This window comes from Dyadobacter sp. CECT 9275, from assembly GCF_907164905.1.
Classification (GTDB): domain Bacteria; phylum Bacteroidota; class Bacteroidia; order Cytophagales; family Spirosomataceae; genus Dyadobacter; species Dyadobacter helix.
On sequence record NZ_CAJRAF010000002.1, the window covers coordinates 26,233 to 45,435 of the forward strand.

At 48.1% G+C, this 19,203-nt stretch carries 13 protein-coding genes; 11 read left to right on the top strand and 2 right to left on the bottom strand.

The genetic code is table 11. The features are described from left to right. The first annotated feature begins 116 nt into the window (after positions 1-116). The 10 genes from KOE27_RS08280 (at position 117) to KOE27_RS08325 (ending at position 15,712) form a co-directional block, all read left to right on the top strand. Positions 117-2,144: a right-handed parallel beta-helix repeat-containing protein gene (locus tag KOE27_RS08280; protein ID WP_215238434.1), complete on the top strand. Its 2,028-nt coding sequence runs from the start codon at positions 117-119 to the stop codon at positions 2,142-2,144. 116 nt (positions 2,145-2,260) lie between these two features. After that, positions 2,261-4,315 carry a glycoside hydrolase family 36 protein gene (locus KOE27_RS08285; RefSeq protein WP_215238435.1) on the top strand — a complete coding sequence of 685 codons (2,055 nt, stop codon included), beginning with the start codon at positions 2,261-2,263 and terminating at the stop codon, positions 4,313-4,315. Between the two features lie 243 nt (positions 4,316-4,558). Then, the gene (locus KOE27_RS08290; RefSeq protein ID WP_215238436.1) at positions 4,559-5,662 is read left to right on the top strand and encodes a WD40/YVTN/BNR-like repeat-containing protein; all 1,104 of its coding nucleotides are present in this window, start codon (positions 4,559-4,561) and stop codon (positions 5,660-5,662) included. A 159-nt stretch (positions 5,663-5,821) separates the two neighbouring features. Next, positions 5,822-6,646 carry an SDR family NAD(P)-dependent oxidoreductase gene (locus tag KOE27_RS08295; RefSeq protein ID WP_215238437.1) on the top strand — a complete coding sequence of 275 codons (825 nt, stop codon included), beginning with the start codon at positions 5,822-5,824 and terminating at the stop codon, positions 6,644-6,646. Positions 6,647-6,709: 63 nt separating this feature from the next. After that, positions 6,710-7,630 carry a helix-turn-helix domain-containing protein gene (locus KOE27_RS08300; RefSeq protein WP_215238438.1) on the top strand — a complete coding sequence of 307 codons (921 nt, stop codon included), beginning with the start codon at positions 6,710-6,712 and terminating at the stop codon, positions 7,628-7,630. A 395-nt stretch (positions 7,631-8,025) separates the two neighbouring features. Next, positions 8,026-10,647, top strand: a complete 2,622-nt coding sequence (locus KOE27_RS08305) for a DUF5686 and carboxypeptidase-like regulatory domain-containing protein (RefSeq protein WP_215238439.1) — start codon at positions 8,026-8,028, stop codon at positions 10,645-10,647. A 57-nt stretch (positions 10,648-10,704) separates the two neighbouring features. After that, entirely contained in the window at positions 10,705-11,916 is a 1,212-nt protein-coding gene (spt, locus tag KOE27_RS08310; RefSeq protein WP_215238440.1) for a serine palmitoyltransferase, read from the top strand. Between the two features lie 53 nt (positions 11,917-11,969). Then, the gene (locus KOE27_RS08315; protein ID WP_215238441.1) at positions 11,970-13,004 is read left to right on the top strand and encodes a sensor histidine kinase; all 1,035 of its coding nucleotides are present in this window, start codon (positions 11,970-11,972) and stop codon (positions 13,002-13,004) included. Continuing rightward, positions 13,001-13,771, top strand: coding sequence for a LytR/AlgR family response regulator transcription factor (locus tag KOE27_RS08320; protein ID WP_215238442.1), 771 nt, complete (start codon positions 13,001-13,003; stop codon positions 13,769-13,771). The genes KOE27_RS08315 and KOE27_RS08320 overlap by 4 nt, the downstream gene beginning before the upstream one ends. Before the next feature lie 273 nt (positions 13,772-14,044). Further along, positions 14,045-15,712 carry a glycosyltransferase gene (locus KOE27_RS08325; RefSeq protein WP_215238443.1) on the top strand — a complete coding sequence of 556 codons (1,668 nt, stop codon included), beginning with the start codon at positions 14,045-14,047 and terminating at the stop codon, positions 15,710-15,712. Positions 15,713-15,809: 97 nt separating this feature from the next. Here the strand turns inward: KOE27_RS08325 and KOE27_RS08330 are convergent, their stop codons facing one another. Together KOE27_RS08330 and KOE27_RS08335 are read right to left on the bottom strand one after the other, a co-directional pair. After that, positions 15,810-16,514 carry a flavin reductase family protein gene (locus KOE27_RS08330; protein ID WP_229252706.1) on the bottom strand — a complete coding sequence of 235 codons (705 nt, stop codon included), beginning with the start codon at positions 16,512-16,514 and terminating at the stop codon, positions 15,810-15,812. 151 nt (positions 16,515-16,665) lie between these two features. After that, positions 16,666-17,625, bottom strand: coding sequence for a helix-turn-helix transcriptional regulator (locus KOE27_RS08335; protein WP_215238444.1), 960 nt, complete (start codon positions 17,623-17,625; stop codon positions 16,666-16,668). A 90-nt stretch (positions 17,626-17,715) separates the two neighbouring features. Between KOE27_RS08335 and KOE27_RS08340 the strand changes: the two genes are divergently transcribed. Beyond that, positions 17,716-18,888, top strand: a complete 1,173-nt coding sequence (locus tag KOE27_RS08340; RefSeq protein ID WP_215238445.1) for an FAD-dependent oxidoreductase — start codon at positions 17,716-17,718, stop codon at positions 18,886-18,888. Positions 18,889-19,203: the final 315 nt, after the last annotated feature.

Sequence of the window (19,203 nt, forward strand, 5' to 3'; positions counted from 1 at the left end):
CCAGCAGCATATTGGGCACCTGAGGCGTGCCCGAAACAGCGGTAAAACAGGCTGACAGGAATGCGATGATGCTTGTTGGATGTCTCATGATCAGCCGAATAAAGAACACAACCTTCATGAAAAATCAATATTCCCTCTTTGCCATCAGTCTGTTTTTTTTGACTATATTTTTCTGTTTCTCTTTGGAAAGTTATGCAAAGGAAATTGACATATACATCTCACCAACGGGCAGCGACAACAATTCCGGAACCAAAGGTTTTCCCTTAAAGACACTTGAAAAAGCAAGGGACATTGCCCGCTCGGTTCACAGAAAATCGCCCGGCCAGCCGGTAACTGTATATGTAGCAGGTGGAATTTACCAGCTTGAAAAGTCCGTCGTGTTTAGCGCTGAAGACTCCGGAAATGAGAGAAGTCCGTTGGTGATCAAAGCTTCGGGTATTGGCAAGCCGGTTTTTACCGGAAGCCGTACCTTGAAAAAATGGCAGAAACTGGCAGATCCTGCGAAGCTGGCATTGCTGAGCCCTGATGCAAAAGGGAAAGTATATGTTACCGATGTAAAAGAAGCGGGAATTGTCAATTTTGGCGACCCGATAGCAGCTGGCAAACGCCCCGAATTATTTTGCAACGGCGTATTACAAACCCTCGCACGCTGGCCGGATCAAGGGTTTGCAACTGCCGGGCTTGTGAAAGGATCCACCGCATTACCTCCCGTATTTAAGAACAAGAGGGGATGCAAAGAAGGCATTTTTGAGTATACGGAACATCGTCAGAATCGTTGGGCGAATGAAAGTGCCCCGTACCTCGGTGGCTACTGGTTTTGGGATTGGGCCGACGAATTCCAGAAGGTACGTAACGTCGACACGCTTTCTAAAACCTTGCATCTGGACGAACCCTATCATCATTACGGCTATAAAGACAGTTTGAGATATTTTGGAGTGAACCTGTTTTGCGAAATCGACCAGCCCGGCGAATGGTATCTTGACCGCACCGACGGTAGGCTTTATTGGTATCCGCCGGTTGACGTGCATCCCAACGCCGCCGACGTAGGTCTTTCTGTATTCAGCGAGCCCTTTATGATTGAATTGAAAAACTGTTCTTATGTGACCTTGCAGGGATTGGCTTTCGAAGAAAGCCGTGGAAGCGCGATTTTGGTTTCAGGAGGGAGAAACTGCCTGATCAAAGATTGCAGGATCGAACGCTTTGGGCGTGATGGTGTACACGTAGCAGGTGGCTCCAATCATGGAATTTCGGGCTGTCTGATCCGGACGCTGGGTTTCCGAGGAATTGATATGAAAGGCGGGGACCGGAAAAATCTGACTCCTGCAAACAGTTATATTGAGAACACTGTGGTGGAATATTTCTCGCTTTTTAAAAGAACTTATGAACCGGCAGTTCACCTCGAAGGCTGCGGCATGCGGGTCAGCCACAACCGGTTTCGTTATTCGTCTTCGTCCGCCATGCGACTGGAGGGCAACGATTTTACCATCGAATACAACGAGGTAAGCCATGTAGTAGACGAGTCTGACGATCAGGGTGCGGTTGATATTTTTTACAATCCATCTTACCGGGGCATCAAGATACTTTTCAACCGGTGGTCTGATATTTCAGGCGGTACCCACAGCGGCGCTGCTGGAGTCCGGCTGGATGATATGATTTCGGGAGTCCACATTTTCGGAAACATTTTCGAAAGGTGCGGCTCGGCGCAATTCGGTGGTGTACAGATCCATGGCGGGAAGGATAATCTGGTGGAGAATAATCTGTTTTATGATTGTTTAGCCGCGGTTTCCTTTCACCAATGGGGTGAAAAACGCTGGCTGAAAGAACTGGACACCCTGGCCATTCGAAAAAAGATATATGAGGAGGTAGACATCCGGTCTGCGCTGTATCTCGCTAAATATCCTGAACTGAAAACAATACGGGAAAATGCCGATGTCAATGCGATCAGAAATAACCTGATTGTAGATTGCCGGAACCAGTTTCTGCGGAATAAAAGAGACGTTCTGGTTTTGGAAAATAACCCTCAAATTCAGGGAAACGGGAGCAGGGTGGAAGCATTTTGCACACCGGAAATACTTACCGCATATGGGTTAAAACCCATCCCCCTGGGGGAGATCGGCCCGCAGAATAATCAGTGGATCAAATAGCCAGCTTACCGCCCTTTTATCCCCTTAACAACTCCCATGAATCCCTTCGGATACGCTCTGATTCATGAGTAACCGGTGCGGGCATTACACCATTTAATCACCTGCTCATTCACACAATGAAAAAAAATCTGTTGATTTACTTTCTAGCCATTACGCTTGGCCATCAAACAGTGTACGGACAAATACCAGACTTCCCAGATGGAGCCGATGTTCATCACTGGATAGAAAAGCATTTCGCTCAGGGAAAAATTCCTCCGTTTTCGTTCATTTATGGCGGTAAAAGCTCTGTTTCGTTCATTAAAAACTGGAAGTTCAGCAAAGAAAAACTGAGCCCGGTCCATCCCCACGCAGATGTAACGGTTTTCACCTATTCGGAACCTTCCGGAGGGCTTTCGGTCAAATGTACCCTCACCCGGTTTACCGATTTCCCCGCCGTGGAATGGGTACTGCATTTCAGTAACCAGTCTGCTAAAAACTCCCCGGTTATTGAAAAAACCTGCGCCATTGACTATTCATTTGCAGGCCGGGAAGCTGGGAATTTCGTTCTGCACCATTCCAAAGGGAGTAATGCGGAAGTGAATGATTTTCAGCCCTTCGATGAGCCTATGCAGGTTGGGAAAAACAGATACCTGACTCCCTGGGGCGGGCGTTCATCGGACGATACCGCCTTTCCGTTTTTTAATATCGAAATGCCTGGTCGACAGGGAATTGTAGTTGCGGTTGGCTGGACGGGAAAATGGTTTGCCGATGTTGTCCAGAAAGATGAAAAATCCGTTTCGCTTAAGTCCGGTATGGAAAACATGCATCTCTCATTGTATACAAAGGAAGAAATTCGCACCCCCAAAATTTGTTTGCTTTTTTGGGAAGGTGAAGATCAGATGACGGGTCACAACCAGTTCCGACGGTTTATTTTGGCACATCATACCCGAAAAATAAACGGTCGAAATCCGGAGCTGCCATTATCGGTTTCATTTGAGCTGGATGGTGCACCTTTCCCTTGCACTGTTCATACGTGCCTGACGGAAGCAGCGGCGGTGGCGCATATCAAACGTTATCAGCAGTTCAAATTTACGCCTGAGCTTTTCTGGATAGATGCGGGATGGTATACGGGTTGTGGATGGGATAAAGCAAATGGGGAATGGCCGCAGAATGTGGGCAACTGGACGGTGGACAAAGAGCGTTTTCCCAACGGACTGAAACCCGTTTCGGACGCCGCCCATGCAGCGGGTGCCAAATTCATGTTGTGGTTTGAGCCCGAACGGGTGTATAAAGGGACACAGATTTACAACGATCACCCGAAATGGTTACAGAGCCTGCCAGGTTCAGACTCCTATTTATATGACCTGGGTAACCCTGATGCCCGATTGTGGTTAACGGACTATCTCACAGATTTCCTTCGGAAAGAAGGTGTTGACTACTACCGGCAGGACTTCAATTTTGATCCGATGCCTTACTGGAAAAATCAGGATACTCCCGACAGAGTCGGCATGGCAGAAGCAAAATATATTGAAGGCTTATATGCTTTCTGGGACAGCTTGCTTGTACGTTTTCCCGATATGATAATTGACAACTGTGCTTCGGGCGGCAGAAGGATTGATCTGGAAACAACATCACGGAGTACACCTTTATGGCGGTCTGACCTGGAACAAAATTCAACAGGCAACCAGAATCATACCTATGGACTGAATCTCTATTTGCCCCTGCATGGGACGGCCCTGAATAAAACAGGCCAGTATTATGTAAGATCGAGCCTGGGAAGTAACGCGGTCATCACCTGGAGTGTCGATGGCAATAACAATGAAACCATTCAAACCTACCAGCAGTACATCGCTGAGTTTAAACGATTGAGGCCCTATTTTTATGGCGACTATTATCCTTTAACTGTCGCTCATAAACGGTATATGAACAATAACTCCTGGCTGGCTTATCAGTTAAATCGTCCCGAGAACAAAGACGGATTGGTAATGGCATTTCGTCGTGACCGGTTTACCGACGACTCCATGATCATTAAATTGAACGGTTTGGTTTCCGAGGCGCAGTATGAACTGTTTTATGAAGACAGTGGAGTCGGTGTAGTAAAATCGGGTCAGGAGTTGAATGATGGAATAGAAATCAAGATTCTCGATAAACCCGGATCCCTGCTGATCAGCTATCGGCTGATTGAGAAGTGATACTTTCATTTTTTTGTAAAATCAATCCATAACAGTCGGTAAAAGTAACTTTTACGTTTCCTTAACCTTCTTTTACAGGAATCCGACAAATTTTGGTTCAAAGACCTGTAGGTTTGCGGCCACCGCAGTGGTTGAAATCCCCGAAAACAAATGGAAAATGAGGAAGCTCCTATCCGTTTGATTATATGGATCCCACTTCCGGTAGTTACTCATTTACATGGTTTTACTTAAATTAAAGGGAAAATGAAAAAATCTTTTGTGTTTATTCCGGCCGTCCTCCTGGTATTGATCCTGCTCAATTCTTTTGTGTTAAAAGAAAAGGAGGCAAAAAAGAAACCAGTAAAAGTCGGCAAATCTGCAGGTACTGCTCACATCATTTTCAGATCTACTGATGGAGGGCAGACATGGCAGGATATTAGCGAAGGGCTGCCCGAAAAGTTGCAGAAAGAGGGGGTGTGGAGAGATGGTGTTTTTGCAAATGACCATGGTATTTATCTGCGTGCCGGAAACGGGTTTTATCACAGTGAACCGAATGCCGCTACTTCTTTCTGGACACAGGAGAATTTTCCTGGCAGGCAAAGGAACATTACCCCCGGCAGGGATGGGATATTTGCCTATGATTTCAGGGGACAATTTTTACAGAAAGCAAATGGAACCGGTAATTGGTCGCCGGTGTACGGCGATTTTCAGCACCAGGCCATGCGTATAGATACAACCACAGACTGGATGACCAGGAATTATCATGAGAAAATAGTACACAACGTTTTTGAAACACGCGAAGGTACCGTTCTTGTGAGCTCGAACAACGTTCTTTTCAGATCCGCTAATAAGGGGAAAACCTGGGAGCCCGTGCATGCTGGTGGCGGGGCAATGAAACTGACAGCGTCAGACGGGGTACTTGTGGCTACCAGCAAAGAGGGAATATTGAGATCCACGGATGATGGTCAAAACTGGGAGTATGTGATCCGTGAAGAGGGTGCCGGTATCGCCGTGGAACGTATCGATGGCGGATTTGCTGCTATACTAAACAACCCGGAAACCCAAACAAACAGCGTACACATTTCATTGAATGGGGGAGAAACCTGGACTGCCATCGGTGACGACCTTCTGCCTTCCTGGGGTAGTGTATTCATGAAAAGGATAGGCTTGCTTCAATCTTTGCCGAGTATTTCATCCATCAAACAAGTGGGTAAATATCTGGTATGTAGTCGGGCCGATGGTATATTCCGGTCAGCTGACAGGGGTAAAACCTGGCAACCCATAACCCTTCCTTCAACTGAAAAATACGGCTTCAGTTTATCTGTTTCGGGTAACGTGATGTATGTTATGCCCAATAAGGGATGTTGAAACTGAAAGCATATCGGTCACAGGCTGGCTCGTGACATGCGATTTGCGACAGGTATCACAAATGACCGCTCTGTCCCGATACGGCTACAAATTCCCGCGATCAGGCTACAATTACGGAAGGAGAGGTGCTGAACTTTGCTGTGCATAAAAAACATAGCTATGACACAACAAAAAGTATGGTTCATCACCGGCGCGTCGCGTGGTTTTGGCCGCGTCTGGACAGAGGCCGCATTGGAGCGTGGCGACAAGGTAGCCGCTACCGCGCGCAATCCGGAAAGTATCGCTGATCTTCAGACAAAATATGGCGACAATGTGCTGGTCCTGGAGCTTGACGTGACCAGGGCAGAGCAGGTAAAGCAGGCCGTCAACACGGCACATGCGCACTTCGGGAGGCTGGATATTGTCTTGAACAACGCCGGTTATTCCCTCGTTGGTACCATAGAAGAGGCCCAAGCGGACGAGATTCGTGCGATGTACGAAACCAATGTCCTTGGTCCGGTGGCGGTGATTCAGGCGGCTCTGCCGCTGTTGCGTGCGCAAGGCTACGGCCATATTATGGGCACTTCCAGTAACCTGGGCCACGTGACGTTGCCGGTCATTGGTTACTACTGTTCGTCCAAATGGGCATTTGAAGCCATTCATGAAAGTCTGGCTGCGGAAGTCAGTGCATTCGGTATCAAGGTAACCATTCTTGAACCCGGGGCGTATGCCACGGAGTTCGGTACCCCTGAATCGCTGAAGTTTGCGCAGGGCATGGATGTCTACGCCGATTTTAAGGCCGGGTTTTTCGGAAAGCTGCAAAACACCCAGCGTGGCAACCCGGAAGCGACACCGCAGGCGCTCTTCCAGGTCGTGGATGCCGAAAACCCGCCGCTGCGTTTTAACCTCGGCAGCCACAACCTTTCGCAGACACGCGCTGCGTATGCCGGGCGGCTTGCGACCTGGGAAGCATGGGATGCGATATCCGCCTCCGCACAGGGTTAACGATGAAATTCAAGGCCGGTCATTGCCCGACAATGGCCGGCTTTTCGTACATTTCGGATAGCCATGAAAAAAGAAGATCACAAACTGCACCGGTTCGAGTCGCTTTCAGAGGCGCACCGCGCTTTTGGTTTGCCGCAGCCTGCCCATCCGCTCATCAGTTCTATCAATGGCGCGCATTCGCCTGTAGACCCTGAGAAAATACCCGCGCGCCATGTGCTGGGGTTTTACAAGGTTTCTTTCAAGCCAAAGTTGGGCGGGAGGTTAAAGTACGGGCAGGGTTATTATGATTTTAATGATGGAGGCCTGCTCTTTGCGGCCCCGGGCCAGATTATCGGAGGCGACGACCAGGAGGGTACCGTATGCTCACAATATTCACTGCTCATTCATCCCGATTTCTTCCTTGGCTATCCGCTGGCCAAAAAGATCAGGCAGTATGGCTTTTTCTCTTATGCCATCAACGAAGCCCTGCATCTTTCCCAAACGGAGAGCGAAACGGTCCTCTCCATATTTCGTTTTATTGAAACGGAACTAAACAGCCGTATCGATGATTTTAGCCAGGACGTACTGATTTCGCAGATTGAACTGCTGCTCAGTTATGCCAATCGTTTTTACAAACGGCAGTTCCTGACGCGCAGGGCAGCCAGCAACGACTTGCTCCAAAAACTGGATGAGCTACTGGGTGCTTACTTTAACGATGAACGATCCCTGCGCGACGGCCTGCCGACGGTGAGTTTTCTGGCCACCAGCCTGAATGTTTCGCCCAGTTATCTGAGCGATATGCTGCGTACCCTTACGGGTCAAAGTGCGCAGCAACATATTCACGACAAACTGATTGAGAAAGCAAAGGAAAAACTCTCAACCACCAATCTGTCGGTCAGTGAGGTGGCCTATGCCCTCGGATTCGAGCATTCGCAGTCATTCAGTAAATTGTTCAAGGCCAAAACCCATCTGTCGCCCCTTGAATTCCGCAGGTCGTTCCATTGAGCCGCGGGTGGTCGCGGCTGATTTGTGACCTCTGTGAATGTTTTAGCAAAAACACCCGGCATACCGGCATGATCCGGAATGTCAGGGCACGGTGCATCCCACCATACGGGTCGAATCCGGCCAGGCGCCTGTCGGTACCGCGACGGCACGACCTTGGGTACAGCCAGGGTATCTAGGCGTATCTCCATCATGATGATCCGGTCCGCAGCGTATTCCGGCCCAACGATGCGGCGTCCTATCGCGCTATCGGCGATACAATTTGCCGGATTCCCCGGCTCAGCTTCATCGTATTTTATCTCTGTTTCATCTATCCAAAGAGCTGCTTCGAAATCACATAGGCATAACCACTCAGGGCATTGCTATTTCTTCGGGTTAAAATCGTAGAAACCAAAATCATGCGGCCCTTCCGAAGTCTTTTTCTCCTGGCCTTTTTATCCATCGTCCGTATCGGCCAGGCCCAGCAACATACGGAAACGTTTCCAGATCAACCGGGATTGGAAACCAAATGGCGCGATAAAAACGATACTTTGCAAAAGGGAACGGGCGGAACCACGGTGAGCGGACAAATACTGGATATCGCCACGGGCCAGCCGGTGCCATTTGCGAGTGTTGTTTTGGTAAAGAGTAAGTATGGAACAAGTTCTGACGAACAGGGGAAATTTGTGATAAAGATAACCGGCGAGGATCATCAGATTACGTTTTCCTCGCTTGGCTATAAGCCCGAAAGCCAAATGATTGTGCCGGGGAAACAGCTCGGCATGACGGTTTACCTTGAAAGCAGCCAGACCCAGCTCGACGAAATTGTCATTAAATCCGGCAAAAGGCACCGCTACAAAAATAAAGACAATCCTGCGGTCGAACTGATCCGGCAGGTGATCGATCACAAGGACAGGAACCGCATGCAAAATGCGGATTACCTTCAATATGATCAGTATGAAAGAATTGCTTTCTCAATGGTGGAGCTTTCTGATCGTTTTTTGACTAGCAGGGCGTTCAAAAAGTACCGCTTTTTGCTTGATACCACCCAGGTTATTGACGGCAAAAAGCAATCTGCTCTGCCCTTATACATGAGTGAAAAATCATATAAATTTTACAATCGTGCGAATCCGGGGAAATCGGTCAGCGTTTTGCAGGCGCAAAAGCAGGTGAATTTCAGCAGTTTCCTGGATTCGGCCGGCCTCGACATTTATTTGAACCGGCTGTATAGCCATGTGGATATTTATGCGAATAATATATTCATTATGACCAGCCAGTTTTTAAGTCCGATTGCCGACCATGCGCCGGTCCTCTACAAGTTTTTTATCACAGATACCCTTCAAACAGGAAGCGGAAATGTAGTTGAAATCAGCTTTTTGCCCAGGAATAAGGGCGATATGCTTTTTGAGGGAAAGCTGCTCGTTACCCTGGACGGGAATTATTCCATCGTATCGGCAGACCTGAACGTCAACAAGGATGTTAATCTGAATTTTATCCGGTCATTGCAGGTACACCAGGACTTCCGGCGAGATCCCGATAGCCGGTATTATCTGGTCAAAAGCGATGTGAAAGCAAATTTCGGTTTGACGAAAGATAAAAAGGGCGGCGTATATGGACAGCGTACGATATTTTTTCAGCATTATAAGTCGGGAGTTCCCATGCCCGCATCATTTTATGAAGGCAAGAGCCAGCGGCTGGCAATCGAGCCGGTCAGGGCAGGGGCAGATTATTTCAAGTACCGGGCCGATACACTCACAGTCCAGCAGCAAAAAGTATATTCCAATATCGACAGCCTGAAAAAGATGCCCTCTTTTAAAAGGTTCATTTGGTTTAGCACGCTGGTAGCAGGCGGTTACGGTGATTTTGGCAAATTTCAGGCTGGCCCCGTCGATGCGCTTTACTCCTACAATCTCGTAGAAGGCTCCCGCCTCAGAGTAGGCGGCAGAACAACCCCTTTGCTCAATAAATCCATTTATCTGGAAGGGTATACCGCATACGGCTTTAAGGACAGGCAATTAAAGTATTACCTGAGTGGCGTTTATTCTTTTAATCAAAAGGCCCCCTCACAATATCCCAATAATTATTTCAAAGTAAGTTACCAGTACGACACCGATATTCCCGGACAAAATTTCCTGATTGATAAATCGCAGAGCCCGCTGGCCTCGATCAGAAGGGGAACGAATAATTTGTGGCTGTATAATAAAATTTTCAGGCTGGATTATCTCAAAGAACTGGAAAATCACCTTTCGTACAGTTTGATGTTTAAGAACTGGAATCAGCAGCCAGCCGGAGGGCTGGTTTACCAGGCGGCGTTTCGGCCGGACAGGCCCATCCGTCAGGTAACCGCCACCGAAATAGGAATAGGACTGCGTTATGCACCGCACGAACGTATTTTCCAGGGAATGATGCACCGCCGGACTATTGCCGGCAAATATCCGATCCTGTCTGCTCAGGCCAATTTTGGTATGATTGCGGATGCCCAGCGGCCGCGCAGCTATGTGAACCTGAGCGGAAGTGTATTTAAGCGCTTTTACCTCTCACAATTCGGATTTAGTGATATAACCCTTCATGGCGGCGCAGTTATGGGGCAGGTTCCATTTCCGTTTCTGAATATTCTTCCTGCCAATCAGACTTACCTGTACGAAAAGAATGCCTATAACATGATGAACTTTCTGGAATTTGTCGCAGATCATTATGCAGGCCTCAATGTAACGCATAGTTTCGAGGGTTTCTTTTTGAATAAGATTCCGGCTGTGCAAAGACTGAACCTGCGCGAATACCTTTCTTTCAAAATACTTTTTGGCGGTCTCAGAAGGGAAAATAACCCGCTTTATAATAAAGATCTTTACCAGTTTCCGCTCGACACAAACGCGGTCCCGGCTACTTATGCAATGGGGAAAACACCTTACCTGGAAGCGGGTGTAGGTATTGGAAATATTTTTAAAATACTTAGAGTCAGTGTAGTTAAGAGATTTAATTACCTCAATCATCCGGGCGTTGCCCCCATCGGCGTGAGGTTCAGTTTCACACCCGAGTTTTGATCCGGAAGTAAACGGATCCTTCTTAATCGATCTCATTTACATAAAACCAATTGAACAATGCAAAAGAAAATGAAGGCAAGGACAGCGGCATTTCAGGATGCGAACATTTTGATCGGCCAGGGTATATATCCATATTTCAGATCGATCAGTTCTGCACAGGATACCCGGGTTATGATTGACGGGGAGGAAATGCTGATGTTTGGATCAAACTCTTATCTGGGACTGACGAACCATCCGGCCATTAAAGAGGCTGCCAAAAAGGCGATTGATCAGTACGGTACTGGCTGCGCCGGGTCCCGGTTTTTGAACGGCACGCTGGATTTGCACCTCGAACTGGAACAAAAGCTCGCTGCCTACGTGGGTAAAGAAGCCAGCGTGCTTTTTAGCACGGGTTTTCAGGCAAATCTCGGGGCGATATCCTGCCTGCTCGACAGAAATGATTACCTGATTCTGGATGAGTATGACCATGCGTCAATCATTGACGGTAGCCGCCTTTCTTTCTCGCGCAAGATCAAATATGCGCACAATGACATGGACGATCTGCGGCGAAAGTTAAGCATGCTGCCACGGGATTCGGCCAAGCTGATCATAGCTGATGGCATTTTTAGTATGGAAGGCGACATTGTCCGGCTACCCGAAATGACCGCACTGGCCGAAGAATTTGGCGCCAACATCATGATAGACGATGCGCATAGCTTAGGGGTGATCGGTCTTAACGGCGCTGGTGCTGCCTCCCATTTCAACCTGACCGACAAAGTTGACCTCATTATGGGCACTTTTAGCAAGTCGTTTGCCTCTTTGGGTGGCTTCGTGGCTGGCGACAGGGAAACGATTGAATTTATCAAACACAAGGCCCGTTCGCTGGTTTTCAGCGCCAGTATGCCGCCATCCTGCGTGGCCAGCGTTATTGCAGCACTTGCGATCGTCGAAGCCGAGCCAGAGCGGATTGACCGGCTCTGGGACAATACCAGGTATGCCAGGAAGCTGCTTTTGGAGAAGGGGTTTGATATTGGGCGTACCGAAAGCCCCATTATTCCGGTATACATCCGCGATAGCGAAAAAGCGTTTCTGATAACCGATATTTTACATAAAAGACGGATATTTGTGAATCCGGTTGTGTCACCCGCCGTTCCGTCAGACTGTGCATTGATCCGATTCTCGCTCATGGCTACCCATACGTTTGAGCAGATTGAGGAAGCGGTGGAAAAAATGTCCGAATCGTTCGCTAGGGTAAATATCGTTCTTGAAACAGGTAAAGTGTATCAATGAGATACATGGTAAGTCCACAAAAAACAAAAGCCTCGACCAATTTGCTACCAGGAATGGAAAGAAGTGCATCGAATAACGTATGGCTCAGACTAATGGGTATTCCTGCGGTAGCGGTTATGCTTGTTTTTCTCAGTAATGATTTGTCACCTGAGAATGTATACTCCAAAATAATCAAGTATATCATTTATGTAGCCTTATATTGGGAGATTCACCGTGTGATTTTTATTTACGTGCAGAACCGCTATCCATATCTTCAGGATACAAGAAAGAGGGTGTACATTCAGATTATCGTTTTTGCGCTGGTGATACTCGTTGTAAGTTTCTTTCTGGCATTAATAAATCCCTACTTTCCATCCGGAGGAGCCGGTAGCCAGGACACTTTTCTGATGGAATACCAGAGTTTTGTAGTAAAAAGTCTGTTGTTGCTGGGCCTTATAACGGTTATCTACGAGTGTATCTATTTTTTTGGATTGTATGAGAAGAGTATGCTGGAAGCCGAAAGACTCAAAAAGGAAAATCTGATGTCCCAGTTTGAATTGCTGAAAAACCAGATCAGTCCGCATTTTCTTTTTAATAGCCTGAACGTACTGATGACGCTTGTGCCTGAGAATCCGGATTTGTCGGTCATGCACATTCAAAAACTTTCGAATGTATACCGGTATGTGTTAAGCCAGCATGAAAAAAATGTCATTAACCTTACAACGGAACTGCAATTCCTGAAAGATTATATTTTTTTGTACCAAATGCGCTTTGGTGAAAATTTGCAGATTAAATATAATCTGCCGGATCAATGGGACCACATTCAGGTTATCCCGCTTACTTTGCAGATGCTGGTTGAAAATGCGCTGAAACACAACATTGTTTCAAAACGCAAGCCGCTCACAATTACCATCAGTACCATTGCAGGGTTTATTATGGTCACCAATAACCTTCAGAGGAAGACGTCGGGTGTTGAATCAACCAATATCGGATTGCAGAATATAATGAATCGTTATATGTTATTAACCAGCAAATTGGTAGAGGTGCATGTGACCAAAACCCATTTTAGCGTGATGCTCCCCCTTATTTTTGATCATGATAATTTATGAAGGTATTAATTATTGAAGATGAGGCGGTTGCGGCAAGAAGGTTGCAAAATTTGCTGCATGAAGTGGATCCGTCTATCGAAGTTGTCTCGGTGGTTGACAGCATCGAAGATGCCGTTCTCTGGTTCGGCGAGTTTGCACATCCGGAGCTGATCTTTATGGACATCATGCTTGCTGACGGACAGTCATTTGAAATATTTGAGCATGTTGAAATCAAAGTGCCCATTATCTTCACGACTGCCTACGACGAGTTTGCCATCAAGGCGTTTAAAGTCAACAGTATCGACTATTTGTTAAAGCCGATTGAATTGCCGCTGCTTGCCGATGCGCTGAAAAAATTTCATTCCCTGATACGCCCCCACCAAAATATGAAGGAAGTCATAGCATCGTTGCTGGTGACCAGGCAGGGAAACGAGGAACCAAGGCCGGACTTTAAAAACAGGTTCCTGGTGAAGCTTGGGGATAAATTTATTCCTATCCCCATTTCGGAAGTGTCCTATTTTAGTTTTGAGGATAAGATTTCCTTTTTATATACGAACAGCAACAGGAGATACATGCTTGATCATACGCTAGACGAATTGGAAAAATTGGTTGACCCGACGCTTTTTTTCAGGTTAAACAGGCAGTATATAGTCTCTTTTTCTGCGATAAAAAGTGTTCACAATTATTTTAACGGAAAGCTGAAAGTTTTTACCGAGCCGCTGGTTTCTGCCGGTATTATCGTAAGTAAAGAAAGGGCGCAATCGTTTAAGTCCTGGCTCAATAAGTAAGCTGTAATTGTCAGAACCCCAAATTGCAGAGGTTAGCCACGAGTTGACGTGCCATGACAGGCCGTCAATTCGTGGCTGATTTGCATTCTGACTCATGCCGGTTCACTGACTCAAATTAGGTCCGGGCTTTGCCTGTTTTCCCGCGGTTATTTCATTCCGGAAAATCTACGTTTTATAGCATCTTTGTTCTGCTTCGTTACAATCTGCTCTCTCGTCTCGTACGTGTTGAATAATATTGTCGTATAAATATTTCAATGCTTATCCGATAAATTTATGGAGCCACAACTGGGCCAGTTCATCATTGCTTATGGTTACCTGGGAATTTTTATTTTGGTTTATTTGCAGGAAACGGGCGTACCTACATTTGTCCCCAATGAACTACTGATGTTATTCTCGGGCTATCTGGCTTACGCCGGAATGCTCGATTTACAGCTGTTGATCGGGGTGACCGTGTTCGCCGATTTTCTGGGAACGCTTTCGTTGTATTGTATTTTCTATTTTTTTGGTTCTTACCTGTTGGCAAAAAAGCCCGGATGGCTACCCGTATCCACGTCTGTGCTGGACAGGCTTCGGATCAAGGTTGTTGAGGGCGGAACAGTAAAATTGTTTATCCTCAGGATCACGCCCTTTGTCCGCGGCTATACGTCCTGTATGGCGGGGCTCATACGTTTGAATCCCCGCAGCTACATTCCGATCGCGCTGTTGTCTTCTTTGGCTGTGTGCGCTCCTTACATCATTTTCGGAAAAATGATGGGGGCACAAACCAGTCTGATGTTAGACAAATTTTCAGCCATCCTGGAAGGCTTCCTGGCCGTGGTGTTGGTGCTTACGGTCCTATACATCGGTTTTCAGATCATTCGGTTCTTCAAAAACAAAGCAAGGGAATCGGAAAGGGCTGCTTACCAGCTGGATAAAACACTCAGGATACACATGGTTTCGGAAACCGAGTACTTCACACGCGGACAAGGGGTTCATACGGCTTTTGTGGAACTGACGCGGTTAATGAAGGAAGACACGACCATGGCGATCTGCGTTAATGAAAGAGGTAGCGGTCATGTTTTTCATTCACATACGTACGGGCCCTACTATTTTTGGAAGGGACGCAACTATAAAGGCAGGCGAATTCTGACCGCCCATGTAATCCCTGATTCGAGCCGGGGGGCGATCCCCTTCTGGAAGCTGCTGCTGCCCCTCACTCGGCGATATCTCAAAATGGCGTATGCTTATGCCGACGTGGTGATCGCTATTTCTCCCACCGTCGAAAAGGAAATCAGGGCGCTGGGCGTCACCTCAAAAATCGTACGTATACCCAACCCCGTTATCAGGGAAATCTGGTCGGGCTCGGATGAAAAAAGGAATAGGGGACGGTTACAATTGGGTGTGGCTGATGGCCAGCATTTAATCATAGGTGTGGGGCAGCTGCAACAACGCAAGGGTGTCGAAGATTTTATCGATATGGCAATTTCAATGCCGGATTCCAGGTTTGTGTGGGTCGGCGGGCGTCCCATGGGGCTGTTTACAGAAGGCATCGCGCGTATCAACCAAAGAATCGAGAATGCCCCCTCCAATGTATTTTTTACGGGGCTGCTTGAGCTGGACGACATGCCGTCCATGTATGCCGCTGCCGACATTTTCTTATTTCCGTCATACCAGGAAAATTGTCCGCTGGCACCTTTGGAAGCCGCCGCCGCTGGTTTGCCGGTGGTGTTCAGGGACATTGCCGAATATACCAGCCTGTTTCAAGCTCCGTATCTGAAAGCCTCATCCACACCGGAGTTTGTGGATATTACCAAAAAGCTTATAGGTAGTTCTGACTTTTATCAAGAGGCGGTTGAGATGTCTGCAAAGCTGATTGCCGGGTTCGACAAGGAGACAATCAAAGCTGAAATCAATGGGGGGATCAGTACCGAAAACGGCCCGACCAGGTTCCCCAGCTTTTGAATGCATCCTAGTCGCTGTGGAGCCGGGGTTTGTAGCCCAAAGTAGCATACACCAAAAACACGGGGAGGCTGGTGTATGCTACCTGGTTAGCAGAAGGTTACGCTGTGATCTCCTTCCATTTGGTCATCCTGGCCTTCATATCGATGGTACGGCCATCCAGGCTGAAAGTGCCGTCGCCTTTATGATGAAAGATGCGCTGTTCTTTCCTGCTCCTGTTGACCCAGGCCCTTACTGCCTCGACCACAAAAAGGTTGTATTTTTCTGACAACTGTGTATCGACAACCCGGCATTCGATGTTGGCCAGACATTGTTTAATGAGCGGCGCGCCGACAATTTCGGCGTCGAGAGGGTCCAGATTAAACCGTTTGAACTTGTCTGTTTCCGCTCCGCTGCAATTCCCGATATCCACGGCTTTCTCCATCAAATCAGCTCCGGGGATAGCTATCACACACGTTCCGGTCTCTACCAGCGCCTTATGGCTGAAGTCCCATGGCCCCATGACGAATGCGATTAACGGCGGGTCATGCTGAACCATCATGTGAAAGCCCATTGTCATGATGTTACTGTTGTCCTGGTGGCCAGTGGTGACCAGCACTAACGGCCCGGGTTCCAGCAATCGAGCCAGCTTGTTCAGCGGATACGCTTCCATCTGTTTCTGTCTGTATGCATCATCGTTCATTTTTGCTGAATAACGGCGTCGGCGGTTCGTTTGCGAATGAGCCTGCTGCCTCGCCCGCGATGGCTGCTCCACCTCTGGCACCCCATTCAGTTGGTCTGTGCCACGCCGATTTTTGCTATGCAAAAATCGGGCTTACCAGCCGCGACTCGGTTTGGTAAATGGTAAAAAACAGGTTTTGCAATGCGTTGCGGTCCGGAAATTGCGCTTCCAGGTAAGCGGTATCGCGTCCGGTCCGTCACCGGGTTCAGGCCTCCCGGAGCCGGTCGCGGTGTTTTCAGCTGAACGAACCGGCGCTCCACTTTTTGGGCGTCGTTCCGAAGTGGCGCTCGAATAACCTTCCGAAGTGGCTCAAATTGGTAAACCCCAGCCGGTACCCCGTCTCGGATACCGACAAATGCTCTTGTTGCAGAAGCCTTGCCGCTTCCTGCATGCGCAGAAATTGATGGTACTCATAAAGCCCTTTGCCGAATACCTGGGTGAAAAGTTTCCGGAGCCTGATGGTATTCATACCACTGAGTTTTACCAGGTCATCCTGTGCCCAGGGCTTGTCCAGCGAGGATGCGATCCGATCCCGTACCCGGTATACGGCCTCTATTTCCTCATGCCGCAGATGCTGGTGTGGCACCGCCTGCCGGTGGGCCAAATTGGTGAAGAGCAAATAGAGCAGTTCAAGGGATTTCAGTTTGTAATAGGCTTCGGGAAGTGTGATGGCGGAAGAGCCATGAACAACCTCATTGACCACGGTCGCCATCTGGGGCGACATAAACTCTTCGATCAGCAGCGTTTTTTCCTGATGAAACAGGTATTCAAATGTACGATGATCTTTACCAAGGAAATTTTTTAGGTAATCCAGGCCGATTAAAATACTGATCTGACGAATGGTGATGCCCGCAGGAAACAGCACCTCGCTTTCCAGGTGCAGGGGCGTAATCTGCACGTGAGGCTGCTCCTGAGGATGCCTGTTACCCGCCATCGGCTGATCCGAAGCCCGGCTGATGATGTTCTGAAATGAAATTAACAGGCCTCTGTCAATGATATCAATGGATTTCCTGCGGTAGGAAAGCGTTTTATCCGCCACGACCGAGCGGACCATGATCAGCATTTCGGGGAGCAGATCAATGATCCGGACTTCATGCAGCCGGAGGGATTGTAACCCTTCACCGAATGCCGAAACCGGGATACCCATCCTGGCGGCCCAATAGAGCATCTGATTCTTGTTTTCCTGGTCAGGCATTTTTTTGGACTATTATTACTTCTTGACGGGCTATTTTATCCCTTAAAGTAGGAATAAGTTTGCATTGTCAAACATTTAAAACCAATAACAATGAAAAAGAACATGCTGATATCAGGGGGTGGTATTGCCGGGTTAACGGCGGCAAAATTGCTCTCCGCACAGGGGCATCAGGTAACATTGATCGACAAGGCGCCTGCTTTCAGCAAGGCAGGGTTTCTGCTCTCGCTCAAAAGCTTCGGCGTGAGGATCATGGATGAGCTTGGGTTGACCGGCAACCTTTTACGGGAGTCGTCGCCGTCGGAATACGCCACTTTCCTGGAAGCAAATGACCAGGTCATTCAGCATATCAGTTATGAAAAGATGAGCCGGAATACAGAGCGGTCCGTGCTGATCTCCCGGGGCGGTTTGCATCACGTGTTGTTCGAAGACATCAAAGACACTGTACCGGTGCGGTTTCAGACAACGATCCACCGGCTCGTGCGCCACGAAGAAGCGACGCTGGTTACGCTGTCGGACGGCAGTGAGCTTATGGCGGATCTGGTCATTGTTGCGGAAGGCCTGCGTTCTCCCACCAGGGAACGGTACTTTGAGGGTTGTAAACTGGAAGATTTCAGTACGCTCTATATGGGCGGGAAGCTGAAATATGCTCATGGATATACGGTCGGTTCGTTCAAGATCTACATGGATGTCCACAAGATGCTTTCTATTTATCCGATTGGCCCGGACGAGATTGCCATCCAATGCTACATTCATCACCAGGGCGAGTTACCGGCCGCCGGCCTGAATGCAACGGAGCTGCTGGAAAGGTCCTTTCAGGAATACAGCCAGGATGTGCAGGACCTGCTTCACCGGTTCGCAGCAAACGGGTTGATGTTCGTGGACAAAATGGGCATGGTCAGCGCCCCGAACCTGGTCAGCGGCCCGCTGGTTTTGCTGGGTGATGTCGGTTACTGTCCTACGGCGCTGTCGGGCATGGGGGCGTCCATGTCCATCTATGGAGCCAAAGCGTTGGCCCACTTCGTTGGTCAAACGCCCGGCGACCTGCCGTTGGCCTGCAATAACTACAATACGCTGATGCAGCCCATCATTGAAAAGTTTCAGGGAAATGCAAAGCGAAATGCCGCAGCCTTCATTCCAGCCAGCACCGGACAACTGGACCAGTTCGTTCGTTCATTCAGGGCAGCTTCCGATGCCGAGCTGCAAAAAATCATGACCGATCCGATTTTGTTAACCGAAGAGCAGCTGCGCTTTCAGATCAGCTGAAAAGGAGGTTGGAATCTGGCCTTTCCGGCAACTGTCGCCGCAGATTCGCCCTCACATTTGTCATTACAAACCGCGCGCTTTACTTTTAGCAAAAGGACAGGGAGTATGACGTATGAAACCGCTTTTTGCTTACATCGAATCTAAATCTTTGCATTCACTTATGAAAATACAAATGGGTTAATCAGACAATATTTTCCGAAATCGTGCCTCTTTGGAATAGTAAGAGAATCTGATATATGCTGAAATTTTCAACCAGTAAGAAACTGAGTGAAAATTTCAGCTCACCGTGTACCGATAAGAAGTGGATGAAAAATA

Bases quoted from the DNA above. Each gene is read 5' to 3' on its own strand.
- KOE27_RS08280 (WP_215238434.1), top strand. From the start codon at position 117: ATGAAAAATCAATATTCCCTCTTTGCCATCAGTCTGTTTTTTTTGACT.
- KOE27_RS08295 (WP_215238437.1), top strand. From the start codon at position 5,822: ATGACACAACAAAAAGTATGGTTCATCACCGGCGCGTCGCGTGGTTTT.
- KOE27_RS08305 (WP_215238439.1), top strand. From the start codon at position 8,026: ATGCGGCCCTTCCGAAGTCTTTTTCTCCTGGCCTTTTTATCCATCGTC.
- KOE27_RS08335 (WP_215238444.1), bottom strand. From the start codon at position 17,625: ATGCCTGACCAGGAAAACAAGAATCAGATGCTCTATTGGGCCGCCAGG.
- spt (WP_215238440.1), top strand. From the start codon at position 10,705: ATGCAAAAGAAAATGAAGGCAAGGACAGCGGCATTTCAGGATGCGAAC.
- KOE27_RS08340 (WP_215238445.1), top strand. From the start codon at position 17,716: ATGAAAAAGAACATGCTGATATCAGGGGGTGGTATTGCCGGGTTAACG.
- KOE27_RS08325 (WP_215238443.1), top strand. From the start codon at position 14,045: ATGGAGCCACAACTGGGCCAGTTCATCATTGCTTATGGTTACCTGGGA.
- KOE27_RS08285 (WP_215238435.1), top strand. From the start codon at position 2,261: ATGAAAAAAAATCTGTTGATTTACTTTCTAGCCATTACGCTTGGCCAT.
- KOE27_RS08315 (WP_215238441.1), top strand. From the start codon at position 11,970: ATGGAAAGAAGTGCATCGAATAACGTATGGCTCAGACTAATGGGTATT.
- KOE27_RS08290 (WP_215238436.1), top strand. From the start codon at position 4,559: ATGAAAAAATCTTTTGTGTTTATTCCGGCCGTCCTCCTGGTATTGATC.
- KOE27_RS08300 (WP_215238438.1), top strand. From the start codon at position 6,710: ATGAAAAAAGAAGATCACAAACTGCACCGGTTCGAGTCGCTTTCAGAG.
- KOE27_RS08320 (WP_215238442.1), top strand. From the start codon at position 13,001: ATGAAGGTATTAATTATTGAAGATGAGGCGGTTGCGGCAAGAAGGTTG.